Annotated in this window: 14 protein-coding genes; 3 read left to right on the forward strand and 11 right to left on the reverse strand. The window is 58.3% G+C overall.

Features of this window, described 5'->3' with window-relative positions:
* Window positions 1–40 precede the first annotated feature (40 nt).
* Complete coding sequence (locus AB8880_08135; GenBank protein XDZ64893.1) at window positions 41–1,525, forward strand: aldehyde dehydrogenase; 1,485 nt, start codon at window positions 41–43, stop codon at window positions 1,523–1,525.
* Here AB8880_08135 and AB8880_08140 read toward each other — a convergent pair.
* From AB8880_08140 to AB8880_08150, 3 genes are read right to left on the reverse strand one after another with little or no spacing between them, the layout of a single operon-like run.
* On the reverse strand, window positions 1,522–3,615 hold the full coding sequence (locus AB8880_08140) for an acetate--CoA ligase family protein (protein XDZ64894.1): 2,094 nt from the start codon (window positions 3,613–3,615) through the stop codon (window positions 1,522–1,524). The genes AB8880_08135 and AB8880_08140 overlap by 4 nt on opposite strands.
* The gene (locus tag AB8880_08145) at window positions 3,612–4,772 is read right to left on the reverse strand and encodes an acyl-CoA dehydrogenase family protein (GenBank protein XDZ64895.1); all 1,161 of its coding nucleotides are present in this window, start codon (window positions 4,770–4,772) and stop codon (window positions 3,612–3,614) included. Before AB8880_08145 ends, AB8880_08140 begins: the two co-directional genes overlap by 4 nt.
* A gap of 11 nt (window positions 4,773–4,783) precedes the next feature.
* Entirely contained in the window at window positions 4,784–5,671 is an 888-nt protein-coding gene (locus AB8880_08150; protein ID XDZ64896.1) for a 3-keto-5-aminohexanoate cleavage protein, read from the reverse strand.
* A gap of 125 nt (window positions 5,672–5,796) precedes the next feature.
* On the opposite strand from AB8880_08150, the gene AB8880_08155 reads away from it, so the two are divergent.
* Window positions 5,797–6,855 carry a GlxA family transcriptional regulator gene (locus tag AB8880_08155; protein XDZ64897.1) on the forward strand — a complete coding sequence of 353 codons (1,059 nt, stop codon included), beginning with the start codon at window positions 5,797–5,799 and terminating at the stop codon, window positions 6,853–6,855.
* 52 nt (window positions 6,856–6,907) lie between these two features.
* Here AB8880_08155 and AB8880_08160 read toward each other — a convergent pair whose 3' ends face one another.
* The 3 genes from AB8880_08160 to AB8880_08170 are packed head-to-tail and all read right to left on the reverse strand — an operon-like array spanning window position 6,908 to window position 9,726.
* A complete protein-coding gene (locus tag AB8880_08160; GenBank protein XDZ64898.1) occupies window positions 6,908–7,852 on the reverse strand; it encodes a 3-hydroxyacyl-CoA dehydrogenase NAD-binding domain-containing protein in 945 nt (314 codons plus the stop codon).
* Window position 7,853: 1 nt separating this feature from the next.
* Window positions 7,854–8,657 carry an enoyl-CoA hydratase-related protein gene (locus AB8880_08165; protein ID XDZ64899.1) on the reverse strand — a complete coding sequence of 268 codons (804 nt, stop codon included), beginning with the start codon at window positions 8,655–8,657 and terminating at the stop codon, window positions 7,854–7,856.
* A gap of 31 nt (window positions 8,658–8,688) precedes the next feature.
* Complete coding sequence (locus tag AB8880_08170) at window positions 8,689–9,726, reverse strand: LLM class flavin-dependent oxidoreductase (protein XDZ64900.1); 1,038 nt, start codon at window positions 9,724–9,726, stop codon at window positions 8,689–8,691.
* 451 nt (window positions 9,727–10,177) lie between these two features.
* Between AB8880_08170 and AB8880_08175 the strand changes: the two genes are divergently transcribed.
* Window positions 10,178–11,038: a DMT family transporter gene (locus AB8880_08175; protein XDZ64901.1), complete on the forward strand. Its 861-nt coding sequence runs from the start codon at window positions 10,178–10,180 to the stop codon at window positions 11,036–11,038.
* 29 nt (window positions 11,039–11,067) lie between these two features.
* Here AB8880_08175 and AB8880_08180 read toward each other — a convergent pair whose 3' ends face one another.
* The 5 genes from AB8880_08180 to AB8880_08200 all read right to left on the reverse strand — a co-directional run bounded on the left by AB8880_08180 (window position 11,068) and on the right by AB8880_08200 (window position 13,174).
* Entirely contained in the window at window positions 11,068–11,277 is a 210-nt protein-coding gene (locus AB8880_08180) for a hypothetical protein (GenBank protein ID XDZ64902.1), read from the reverse strand.
* Window positions 11,278–11,620: 343 nt separating this feature from the next.
* Complete coding sequence (locus AB8880_08185; GenBank protein ID XDZ64903.1) at window positions 11,621–11,944, reverse strand: hypothetical protein; 324 nt, start codon at window positions 11,942–11,944, stop codon at window positions 11,621–11,623.
* On the reverse strand, window positions 11,925–12,125 hold the full coding sequence (locus AB8880_08190; GenBank protein XDZ64904.1) for a translation initiation factor IF-2: 201 nt from the start codon (window positions 12,123–12,125) through the stop codon (window positions 11,925–11,927). The genes AB8880_08185 and AB8880_08190 overlap by 20 nt, the downstream gene beginning before the upstream one ends.
* A gap of 23 nt (window positions 12,126–12,148) precedes the next feature.
* Window positions 12,149–12,787: a hypothetical protein gene (locus AB8880_08195; protein ID XDZ64905.1), complete on the reverse strand. Its 639-nt coding sequence runs from the start codon at window positions 12,785–12,787 to the stop codon at window positions 12,149–12,151.
* A gap of 3 nt (window positions 12,788–12,790) precedes the next feature.
* Complete coding sequence (locus AB8880_08200) at window positions 12,791–13,174, reverse strand: hypothetical protein (protein ID XDZ64906.1); 384 nt, start codon at window positions 13,172–13,174, stop codon at window positions 12,791–12,793.
* Window positions 13,175–13,210 lie beyond the last annotated feature (36 nt).

The following is a 13,210-nucleotide window of genomic DNA, read 5'->3' on the forward strand; positions in this document are numbered from 1 at the left end:
GCGAGCATGCATAAAGAAAACACAATCGAAGGAGGGCCAAATGTCAGACCTCGTGCATTATAAGATGTTCATCAATGGCGAATGGCGGAATGCCAGTGACGGCAAAAGTTTCGAAAGCATCAATCCGGCGACCGAACAGCCCTGGTGCACCGTGCCGGAGGCGACGGAAGATGATATCAATATGGCGGTTGAAACAGCGCATCAGGCTTTTACTTCAGGCGAATGGGCAACGCTGACCCCGACCGCACGCGGCAAATACCTGCGCCGTCTTGCGGAACTCCTTGATCAGCAATCGGAACATCTTGGCCGCATTGAGACCATTGATACAGGAAAGATGCTGAAGGAAACGCGTTGGCAGGCAAAATACATTGCCGAGTTTTTCCATTTCTATGCCGGCTGTGCCGACAAGATCAGCGGCCAGACGCTGCCCATCGACAAGCCTGACATGCTGACGATGACGTTCCGGGAACCGCTCGGTGTCGTGGCGGCGGTTGTCCCCTGGAATTCCCAGCTCTTTCTGGTTGCGGTAAAGATCGGCCCGGCGCTGGCCGCGGGCAATACCGTGGTGCTGAAAGCGTCCGAACATGCTTCGGCGGCCATGCTCGAATTTGGCAAACTCATTGAGGAAGCCGGTTTCCCCAAAGGAGTGGTGAATATTGTCACCGGACATGCGGACCCTTGCGGCAAAGTGCTGACCTCGCATTCGCTTGTCCAGCGGATCAGTTTTACCGGCGGCACATCGGCGGCACGCCATGTGGTCCGCAATTCGGCAGAGAATTTTGCGCAAGTTTCCCTTGAACTTGGCGGCAAATCCCCTTTCATCGTCTTTGGTGATGCCAATGTCGAAAGCGCGGTGAACGGCTCGATCGCCGGTATCTTCGGCGCCAGTGGCCAGAGCTGCGTTGCGGGCTCCAGGCTTTATCTCAATAACAGCATCGCTGACGAATTTCTTGAACGCATGCTGGATCAGGCAAGCCGGATACGCATTGGTGATCCGCTCGCGGAAGAGACACAGATGGGCCCGCTTGCCACCTTTGCCCAGATCGAGCATATCGAACACCAGGTGAAACTGGCCCGGGAAGAAGGCGGAACGGTGCTGACTGGCGGCAAACGCCCCAAGACACCGAATGCCGGCTGGTATTACGAGCCCACCATCATCGAATGCCCGCGCCAGGACCTGACCATCGTTGATACCGAACTGTTCGGCCCGGTGCTGAGTGTTCTTCGCTTTGATGAAGAAGACGAGGTGACCACCCTTGCCAATGACAGCAAATTCGGGCTGGCGGCCGGGGTCTTCACCCGTGACAGCGCCCGCGCGCTGCGGATGACGAAAGCGCTGAGGGCAGGGATTGTGTGGGTGAACACCTACCGTGTTGTCTCCCCGATTGCCGAATTTGGCGGGTTCAAGGAATCCGGTTATGGAAGAGAAAGCGGGATGCAGGCCATCTATGACTACACGCGGCCGAAGACAGCCTGGATCAATATCTCGGATGAACCCATGGCCAACCCGTTTGTCATGCGCTAGCGGCTGAGGGTTATCAGCGCATCCACCACGACAGCCCCGTCGGCGAGCACAAAGAGCGGATTTACCTCAATCAGGTCAATCCGCTCATCCTCCATCATCATATCCGTCAGGGCAAGGATGGTGGATATGACGGCTTCGCGGTCCCCGGGCTTGCCGCCGCGATACCCATCGATGATCCGGCCTGCGGCAAGCCTGCTGATCCCGGCATTGATCATCTCAGGTCTCGCCGGCACGATCAGGGTGCTGGCATCCCCCAGCAACTCGACAAGAACACCGCCGGAGGCGATGGTGAGCAATATCCCGAATACCGGATCCCGCCGCAGGCTGACCATCAGTTCCGCCACCACGCCGGATACCATTGTTTCAATGAGAAACCCGTTCTGCCTTGCGGCGGGAGCATGGCGGCTGACTTCCTCCCGCATCCGGGTCATTGATTTCTCCAGCATCTCGCGGTCCGTGATGGAAAGTGCCACCGCGCCCATCTCGGATTTATGGGGCAGGTCCGGGCTCACCATCTTGAGGGCAAGCGGATAGGCAAGATTCCCCGGCAGTTGCGTCGGCAGATCACCTGCAATGACGAGCCCTTCGGGCACGGCAATACCTGCCGCTGAAAGCATCTCTTTGGCGGCGGCCTCATCAAGGGTTTCGGCCATGCCCTCACCCTTGGGGCCGGCAAGATGAAGAGGCGGTGGCGGGGATGCTAAAATTTGCTGTCTTTTTCTTCCGTATTCGGCGGCGGCGGCAATTGCCCTGAGGCAGTCACCGATCCCCTGCATCGGCGCGGTTCCATGCTCGATCAGAAAATCACGGGTTTCTTCATCCAGATTCTCGGCGATGGTGCAGCAGACGGCGCCAGGCAGGCCATGCGCTTTGGTTGCCTTGATGAAACTGATGGAATCGTTGCGGTAATATGGCTTGCTTTCATCAAGCCCGGCGGCGGGGTAATCCTGAATGATCACCGCCGCATCATAGCCGTCTTCAAACATGGCGCTGAACACAGGTTCGGTCTTCTCGGGCATTCCCCAGATCGGGGTCGTGTAGTCAAGCGGGTTCGATACCGTTGCCGTAAGCGGCAACATGGCGCGCAATTTTTCATTTGCCTCAGGACCTGGTCGCGGCAGATCAAGCCCCAGTCTTTCCGCGTTATCGGCAAGCATGGTCGCGCCACCGCCCGAACAGGCGAGGCCAGCAAGACGGGGGCCGACCGGTATCCCCGCAACGGTGATGAATTTCAGCACTTCGAGCAGAAGCGATGGTTCATCCACGCGAATGATCCCAAGACGATCAAAAAACGCATCATACGCCTCTTCCGCCCCTGAAAGCGATCCGGTATGGCTGACGGTCAGCTCGCTGCCGATCCGGGATGTTCCGGTTTTCAGCACCACAATCGGGATGTTGTGGTGAAGTGCCTTGAGGGCGGCGGCCTCAAAAAGGCGGCTGTCTCTAATCCCCTCGACATGCAGACCAATGGCGCTGACCTCCGGCATCTCGGCAAAGCAGTCGATGAAATCATCGATCTTGAGCACCGCCTGATTACCGAGCGAGACCATGTAACTCATGGGAAGAGAGCGCTGCGACATGGTCAGGTCCGATGACAGCATCCCGCTCTGGGTGATGATCGCGGCCCCGCGGCCGGTAAACCTGCCGCCATGGGCAAAAGGCCAGAGGGCTACCTTGCCGCCGTAATTGATGAGCCCGTAACAGTTGGGCCCGACGAGGGCCATATCTCCTGCAGCGCGGATCAATTCAGCCTCAAGCGCGGCCCCTTCATCACCGATTTCCCCGAAACCTGCGGTATAGCAAACGGCACCGCCGGCGCCCATCCGGCCAAGTTTCGCAAGGCTTTCGATGGCCTGCTCTCTTGGCACGGCAATGAATACCGCATCCGGGGCTTCGGGCAGATCTTCTATGCGGCTAAAACAGGGGAAACCGCCGATCGTCTCCCGGTTCGGGTTGACCGGCCAGAACGGGCCTTCATACCCGATCCTTCGGCATTCACCGGCAACAACCTCAGCATCCCGCCCGCCAAGAACCGCGATGTGGCGGGGGCGGAGAAGACGTTTCAGATTCTGCTGCCGCTGCCCGGTCATGCACCAAGCGGTCGCAGGATCGAACGCGTGATGATATGACGCTGGATTTCGGATGTGCCATCCCAAATCCTCTCAAGCCGGGAGTCGCGCCAGAGCCGGTGGATGGGCATTTCTTCCATCAATCCCATGCCGCCGAAAATCTGCACCGCATCATCGGCGGTCCGGCAGAGCATTTCCGAGCAATAGAGTTTGACCATGGCGGCATCGCTATCCGACATTGCGCCGGCATTGGCTTTCTCGATTGCGTCCCTGACGAGAAGCTGGCCCGCCCGAAGCCCGACGGCCATATCCGCAAGCTTGAAGCCGGTGGCCTGAAACTTGCCGATGGCCTGGCCGAACTGCTTGCGATTGGCGGCCCAGTCGCAGGCCATCTGATAAATCCGGTCAGCCTTGCCGCAACAGGTCGCGCCAACCCAGATCCGGCCCATGCCAAGCCATTTCCCTGAAAGCTCAAGCCCCTTGCCCTCTTCGCCGAGGATATGTGCATCGGTCAGGCGGACATCGCTGAAATCAAGGCGAAAATTGAGATAACCGCGATAGCTCGTGCAATTGTAGCCGATGCTGACATCAAAGCCTTTCATCCCCACATCGACCAGAAACGCCGTAATCCTGGGCCGCTTGCCGCGCGGAGTTTCATCATGGCCCGTCACGGCAAAGACGATGGCGAAATCCGGCATCACCGGGCCGGAAATGAAATGCTTTGAGCCGTTGAGGATCCAGTCCTTGCCATCGCGGCGGGCATTGGTTTTCATCGACATGATATCGGAGCCGGCTTCAGGTTCGCTCAGGCCGAAGAGTTCGCGCTTCTCTCCGGTCACGCAAGGCAGAAGATATTTCTCCCGCTGGTCTCCTTCGGTGGCAAGAAGGATTTCCGTCGGTCGCGCCACCCAGGAATGCAAGGCGTGGGATGTCTTGCCGAACTCGTATTCAATGATCGCCATCTGTTCATAATCCAGCCCGCCGCCACCGATCTCCGTCGGCAGGTTGGCGGCAAAAAGCCCGACTTCCCTTGACCGCTCTTCGATCTGGCGGCCGAGTTCCAGCGGCACATGCGCCTCCTTATCGACCTTCTCTTCATGGGGGAAGATCTCTTCTTCCATGAAGCGGCGAACGGTTTCCGCCAGCAGCTCATTTTCATGGCTGGAGTTGCCAAACATGTAATACTCCCTCAAGACTGCTTGATCAGGCCAAGTTTTTCACGGGCCTCGGCCGGGGTCAGCACACGGCCACCCATGCGATGGATAATCTCAACCGCGCGCTCGACCAGCTGGGCGTTGGTCGCCAGCACGCCGCGGTCAAGATAGATGTTATCCTCAAGCCCGACGCGGACATTGCCCCCCATCGCCACGGCGGCGGCGGCCATCGGCATCTGCATGCGCGAAATCCCGAACGACGCCCAGGATGCGTTCGCGGGCAGCTCATCCTTCATCACCTTCATCGTATCAACCGACTGATCCGCCCCCCAGGGGATACCAAGACAGATCTGGAACATGGGCGGCTCGTTGATCAGCCCCTCGGCAATCATCTGTTTGGCAAAGCGGATATGGCCAAGTTCAAACACTTCGAGCTCAGGCTTGACGCCAAGTTTCTGCACGATCTCCGCCATTTTCCGAAGATAGGGCGGGGTGGAGATATAAATCTCATTCCCGTTGCCGAAATTCATTGTCCCGCAGTCAAGGCTGCAGATCTCCGGCTTCAGTTCGATCACATGGGCAAGACGTTCTTCAGGGCCGATCATATCCGTGCCCGGCCCCGGCATGGACGGTTTGTCCTCGCTCGGCACCCAGTCTCCACCCATGCCAGCCGTCAGGTTGACAACAACGTCGGTATCACTGGACCGGACGCGATCCACCGTCTCCCGGAACAGGGCCACATCACGAGAACCTTTGCCGGTTTCGGGATCACGAACATGGATATGTGCCGCAGATGCGCCGGCCCTGGCCGCCTCTATTGCGGCATTGGCAATCTGTTCAGGCGTTACGGGAACATGCGGACTCCTTCCGGTTGTATCTCCGGCACCGGTGACCGCACAGGTCAGCACAACATCGTAATTCATCAGCCTCTCCCACCGATTGTGTATCTTGATGTATCATTCACCTCGCGTATTTTTTCAGTTGTAAATTTTTCGCCAATAGATCAAATTTTTCGTTAGATTTGATTTGCTGGAGACGCCCCCGGGACATGACAAATTCATCCGCTGAAAACACCAAATCCGAGCGGGTTCAGTTCATCCTTCTGCCGCGATTCAACATGGCTACGCTGGCGACCATGATCGAGCCCCTGCGTATCGCCAACTACATTGCGTCTGCCCAGGTTTACACCTGGTATTTCACCTCTCCTGCTGCCGGAACGGTGCGGGCCAGCAACGGCATCCCCATCGACTGCGATGACCTTGATACCACTTCAGGGGCGGCGACATCAATTGTTCTCCTTGGTAGCTGGGGGGCGGAGCGATATTCGGATGAGCGGCTGACCAGCTGGCTCAGAACCCAGACACGACACGGCAGGGCCATGATCGGGGTGGAAATCGGCGCCTATATCTTTGCCAGGGCTGGCCTGCTCACCAACAGGAGCGCGACAACGCACTGGTCTTTCTTTGCCGGGTTTGCCGAAACCTTCCCGCAAGTCAATGCCGTTGAGCAGATGTTCACCATCGATGGCAATATCATGACCTGCGCGGGCGGCATGGCTGGGATTGATCTGATGCTGCAGCGCATCGCCGACAGCCATGATGAAGATCTGGCCGATGAAGTGGCGCGGCAGATGCTGCATCATTTCCGCAGTGACGAGTCCATGCCCCAACGCCCAAGCCGGAACGCGGCGACGATCGATGTGCATCCTGTGATCAAGAAAGTCACGCGGTTTCTCGAAGAACGTATCGAGGACAATATCACCATTCCGGAATTATGCGCGCATATCGGGGTGCCGCAACGAAAACTCGAACGGCTCTTCAACCGCTATGTGGGTTGTACGGTGGTGCAGTTCTACCGCCATCTCAGGCTGCAATACGCGCGGACACTTCTGGTCAGCACGAATATGGATATAAGGGAAATCTCGGTTGCTTCGGGGTTTAATTCCATGTCCTATTTCTCGCATTGCTTTTCAAAGACCTTCGGCCGCAAGCCAAGCCAGTACCGCCTCGCCTGGCCGGAAGAGGAAACCGTGCCTTCCTGGCCCGGGACAATGTATGACTTCACCCATAGCGCCAGACCGCCGAAACCGGAAAGCACCCGGAATTAGACGCGGCCCGGAATTAGGTGCGAATATCAGGAAGGTTCAGTCGGGGAGAATTTCAGGTATCCTCACCCCGGGCAGCCTTGATCACCGCCACAATCCGCCGATCACGTTCTGCCGCCATATCCTCAAAATGGCGATCACCGGCCATGGCGTTACATCCCTCAACCATGGCGTCACGCAGCTCCTTTGTCAGTTCCGGGGCTTTAAGGCGTGTCCAGGGAAGTTTCAGCGCCGGGCCGAACTGATCGAGATTGGTTGACATCCCGCCTTTGCCGCAGGCGACATGAAACGCCATGCACTGGCCCTGGATCGCCATGCGCGGGGCGGGTCCAAACCGCAGCGCCCGGTCGATATCTTCCGGTGATGCTTCTCCATTGGCCACCATATGCAGCGCCTCACGCCAGAGCGCTTCCTGAAGGCGGGTGGCGATAAAGCCGGGAATTTCCTTTTTGAGCAAAAGCGGCTCCTTGCCGGCGATGCGGTAGAATTCCATTGCCCAGTCAAGCGCCTCCTTCCCCGTCGACGCGCCGCCCACCACTTCGACCAGCGGCAGAAGATAGGGCGGATTGAACGGATGACCGACCACGGTTCGTTCCGGCGTCGCACAGCGTGCCTGAATATCCGACATGGGCAGGCCCGAGGTGCTCGAGGCAATCACCACGCCGCCGGGAACCATCTCCCCGAGTTTCTGATAGAGTTCCTGTTTGATCTCAAGCCGTTCAGGGGCCGATTCCTGCACGAATTCCGTCCCCGCCACCGCAGCTTCAAGATCATCGGTAACCGTCAGGTTATCAAGGCTTGCGCCCTCGGCCAGACCCAGATCCTCAAGGCATGGCCAGGCCGTATCAAGGACCGAACGAAACGCCGCCTCTTCATCCAGGTGATGAAGATAGGCACGCACCTTGAAGCCCCGGGCGAGGAAGAAGGCCGTCCAGCCGCCACCGATCGGGCCCGCGCCAATGCTGGTGACTACGCGCACATTCCGAGCATCTGGCCGCATGTCATTTCCCCTTGAAGACCGGTTCCCGTTTTTCAACGAACGCCTTGATGCCTTCGGCGGCATCTTCGGATTTCAACATCGCCCTGTAGGTGGGCAGATCATCCTTGCGCATGCTGGCAAAAGCCTGCTCGATAGGACGGCATTCAATATGGCGGATGACTTCCTTGATCGACTGCATCGCCAGCGGTGCCGCCCAGGCGAGTTGATCGGCCCATTCCCGCGCCTCTTCCATCAGTTTCTCATACGGCACCACCTTGTTGACGAGGCCATAATGGGCGGCCTCATCCGCTTTCATCCGGCGCCCGAGAAACAGCATTTCCATGGCGATATTATGAGGAATACGGCGAGGAAGGCGTTGAATGGCGCCGGCATCGGGGATGATCCCGAGCGGCATTTCCGGCAGGGCAAATTCTACATGCGATGCGGCGATCAGCAGATCACAGGCAAGGGCAATTTCAAACCCGCCACCGATCACCAGCCCGTTCAGCGCGCCGATGACCGGCTTGTTCAGCGACCAGTTTTCCGTCAGCCCGGCAAAGCCGCCTTCGCCATAATCGCCATCATCCCACCACTCATCAAGCTGGGCCTCGCCGGCATCGAGGGATTTGAGATCCCAGCCAGCGGAGAAGATGCGATCCCCTTCGGCGGTGATGATCCCGACGCGCAGATCATTGTCCTTTCTGAGCTCGGCGAAAGCTTCGGCGAGATCGCGGCTCATTTCGTGATCAATCGCGTTTACCTTCGGCTTGTTGAGCTTGACCTCAAGCACATGGCCCCGGCGTTCCACTTCAACGGTTTTCGGCATTTTCTTCTCCGTCTTTCTCGCGTGATCGCTTTCAGGCGAAAGCTGGCATGACTTCCCTGATGAAAAGTTCAAGCGATCTTTTCTGTTCTTTGCGGCCCAGCCCCATGCTGGCGTAATAGGTGAACTGATCGACCCCGAGTTCCTGATAGGGCCTGAGCTTGGCGATGACTTCATCGGGGGTGCCGAACATCAGGTTTTCATGCAGCATCTTGGGGCTGTATTCCTCACGGTTCTGCAGCTCCTCGAGATTGATGCTGGCGGGGAAGCCGTTTTTCACGTCCCCCAGATTCTTGTAGAGGTTTTCAAACTGGCTCAGCACCCGCTGGACCGCATGCACCGGCACCATCCAGTCTTCCTTCTTGTCGTAGACCGCGGTATGGCGCATCATGGCAAAAACAGGTCTCGGCTTGCCCGGGTTTGCCGCCATGGCTTCCTCGAGGCGCTCCTTGTAGAGCTCCGCTTCCGCCATCGGGCGGGTGAAGGGCCAGGACAGAATATTGAGCGAATTCTTGACCGCAAAATCATAGGTGATCGGGGCGCGGGCAGCAGCCCAGATCGGGGGATGGGGCTGCTGCAACGGTTTCGGCACCGAGGTCGAAAGAGGAAAGGACCAGTACTCCCCGTTATGTTCGTAATCCCCCTGCCAGAGCGCTTTCAGCGCCGGCAGCATTTCGTGCATGTATTTCCAGCCATCGGACTGCTTGAGCCCGGGATGCATGCGGTCAAACTCACGCTGATAGGCACCGGAACCGATGCCGAATTCCAGCCTGCCGCCGGAAATGAGATCCGCCATCGCCGCTTCCCCGGCAAGCTTGATCGGATGCCAGTAGGCCGCGTTGACCACCGCCGTCCCGAGGCGGATGGTCGATGTATGCGCCCCCCACCAGGCCAGCAGCTGAAACGGATCAGGGGCAATCGTCATCTCAATGGCATGATGTTCGGCGGCCCAGACGATATGAAATCCGCCTTCTTCGGCCATCTGAACCATTTCAAGTGTATGCGCGGCCACCTCCCGCATATCATCTTCGTCCGTTACCCGTTCCAGATTAACTGCCAGTTGAAACTTCATCTCTCTTCCCCATGCTGAAAACGTTGTCCGTCAAGACCCGGAAAACCCGCAAAATCGCGCGGCATATCCTTATGTTTCTTTATCAATCTTGGGATGGATTCACCGCAAAAAAAACGAAATTTTTGACAGCATTATAAATTTTTGGACATTACCGCGGCCCGGGCCACCTACGCCAGCCGTGATCGGGGCCCGTGATCGAACACATCAGCGGGGCAGTTGCCCGGAGCATGATCGGGCGCTTCTGCTGGGGCAGTTGCCCGGATTGTGATCGGGTGCATGATCGGGGGCGTGAGCGGGGGCAGGCTTCAGGAGTGAGATCGGGGGCGTGAGCGGGGGCAGTTGCCCGGAGCATGATCGGGGGCGTGAACGGGGCGGTGAATGTTTTTGTTTCGCAATCGAGATTTGAGGCGTATGAGTAGCAGATTGCCTGATTAGTTCGCCGAGCCCGCCCATGCCCAAGACCGTTGATATAATCCTGGGGATCCTCGTTGCCCTGACCTGGGGGATGGGGCTTGTCTTTGCCAAGGCGGCGATCGGCCATTTCCCGCCGATCCTGCTGATGGCGTTCCGCTTCACCGTGACGGCGCTGGCCATGATCTGGTTTTTCCCGCCACCTCGCGGGGCGTTCCGGGCGCTGATCGGGATCGCGTTCATTTCCTGCGCCGTGCAGTACAGCCTCACCTTCAGCGGTCTTGCCCGGCTCGATGCCGGGGTCGCCGGGCTCATCGTTCAGCTTGAAGTGCCGTTTCTGACCCTGCTTGGCGCGTTTTTTCTCGGCGAGAAAACCGGGCTGAGGAAATGGATCGGGATAGGTCTTGCCTTCCTTGGTGTCTATATCATCTCCGGCGAGCCGCGGGTGGCGGAAGATCTGGGTGCTGTCTTCCTCGTGATCGGCGGCGCCGCAACCTGGGCGATCGGGCAGGCGCTGATCCGCAAACTCGAGAATATCGACGGGCTGACGCTGACGGCATGGATTGCGCTCATGGCCGCGCCGCAGCTCTTCTTCATGTCGGCGGTCTTTGAGACCGGCCATCTTGAGGCCATCCTTGAGGCGGACTGGGTTGTGTGGGGATCGGTGCTCTATCTCGGGCTGGTGATGACGGCGATCGGCTACGGGATGTGGTACACGCTGATCCGCCGCAATCCGGTGAGCCAGGCGGCGCCGTTTCTCCTGCTGCTGCCGGTCTTCACCATCGCCGGCGGCGTCACCTTCCTCGGTGAGACGCTCACCACCCCGATGCTGATCGGCGGCGCGATCGTGCTGGCCGGGGTTTCCAGCATCTTCCTTGAAGATCGGAAAGCCGAGGCCTGAAGGCAGATGCCTCCATCCTCCCGGGCCGATCAATGGTCATCATAGAGCGGGTTGACCTCGGCCGGGGTGAGCCGGGAAAGAAGCATCCCCGCCGGATCCCATCGGATTTGGGAAAAGACGACAAGCCCCACCAGCACCGCTATGACAAGGACCAGCCGCGGGAAGACGCGGGAAGTCCTGCGATAGGGGCGATTGACGGTGATCGCGTTGGTGAAGGTGAAATCGAGTTTGTCGCTCATTCTTGGGGGCTTTCTGACAGCATGATGCAGGCGAGAAAGACGCGATAATTGCACTTAACCCATAGCTTTGCAAGCGGTATACCAACGGTTCTGCAGGAAAAAGAGGCCCGGTGGCGGCCAAGGATAGGCGCGGCCTAGATTGGCATGGCGGGGGATGGGCGCGGCGGAATATGTGTGTGGCGAGGGAATATGAGTGTGGCGGGGGATGGGGCGCCGAAAATGGGTTCGTTTCGGGAAATTCACCTTTCCGGTCGCCCTCGCCCTATCACTGGCAAGAGTCAAGGGCCTTTTGGCTTATCCTTGTTGATGATACGGATAGCCCCGAAGCATATGCGGGAGGGGCCTATTCGGTGCGTTTGCACTGGAACTGGCGCTGGCAGGGGACGTTCGGGTCCTCGTTGCTGATCACCACGTCATTGCCACCGGATTGACGCCGGTAGATGCAGCGTGTCTCTTCGTCGCGCTCGACTTTCCTGAGCCGGCAGGTTTCAAAAAGATTGCGGGTGTTTTCCTGATTGCCCTTGGAATTATAGGTCTTCGCCGCCGCCAGCGCCTGACCGGAGATCGCACCCCCGGGAAGATTCAGCCCCGGGATGGCAAGGGTTGCCGCCAGCACGAGCGCGGCAAGACAGGGAAGATAGCGCGGATTACGAGGCGTCCGGGTCATCTTCCGATCCCGGCAGAAAGGCCTTGCCCTGTATCGCGCGGGCGCCAAGTTCCCCAAGAAGAGACGGCGAGTTTGCCATGACGTCTTTCAGCATTTCCTCGACCTTCGCTTCCGCTTCCTCCGGTGTCGCGACGTCCATTTCAGCAATACCATCAATGATCCAGTGAACTTTGACTTTCATGGATGCCTCCTCTCTTTAAGACGTTATTTGCCGAAAGACAGGCCGTAAAAGGTGGACCTGGCTTCTTCCTGCGTGGCAATGATCTGTTCCACCTCAAGATTTTCGGCCGCCGCATCACGGGCTTCCTGGCTGCCGTCAATGCCGATGGCCGCGGCGATGGAATACCAGAAATAGGCCTGCTGATAATCGGCCTCTTCGACGATTTCAAGATGATAGCGGGCAAACTGCATGACGGCGTTCCTGTCGCCGTCGTCGATCCTCTTTCTGAGCCGTGTTGCAACTTTCTCCCGGACCGCGCCGACGGTATCAACGGGCACAAGCTCGATGATTTCCTCGGCCAGCGCGCGGCTTTTCTCAATACCGCCGAGATAGGAGAGCCAGGCCCACATCAGCGCGTCCGGGTAATGCTGCGGGGTTCCGCGCCCCGATTTCAGCAACAGCGCAAGATTGAACTGGGCGTCGTGCTGGGCCGCCTGAGCCTGCATCTCAAAAAGCGTGTAGGCATGGGCGAAATCCTTGGCCTTGGCCGCTTTCACCGCTTCCTGAAAGGTCTTGTCGGAGGTGGCGATATCATCGTCGCTGCCGGAATGGCTGCCCGCCACCGCAACACCGCCGCCAAGGAGCGTTGCCAGAGTTGCCAATGTTATCGCTGAACGGAACAAAATCTACTTACCTGCCATCATGACGAGCTGGAGATAGAAAACACGCATACGGAACTTGGAGCCGGGTTTCTGTTCAAAGACCACGATGCGCGGGCGATCACTTTCCGGCTTCTGAAATTCAAGAGACATGTTATCCGGCAGTTCAACCCCGTAGGTCATCAGCGTGGCTTGCGGGTTGCGGGAAAATTGCTCATGAAAGGAGGAGTCAATCCAGGTGCGGGCCAGCGCCCGGCCGAGGATATCCGGCAGCCGCTGCCGCATCTCTTCCTTATCGGCAAACTTGACCTGCTCCGATACAAGTTTGAACGGATCATCACTATGCGATCGCCTCACCACCGGCGTTGAGCCGGATGGAACGACCACAAGAGCATTTGGCGGATTGCTCATTACGAAATCCCGTCAGGACAGAAAGATTAGGGTTTT

It is taken from the genome of Alphaproteobacteria bacterium LSUCC0684, from assembly GCA_041228335.1.
GTDB lineage: Bacteria > Pseudomonadota > Alphaproteobacteria > Puniceispirillales > UBA1172.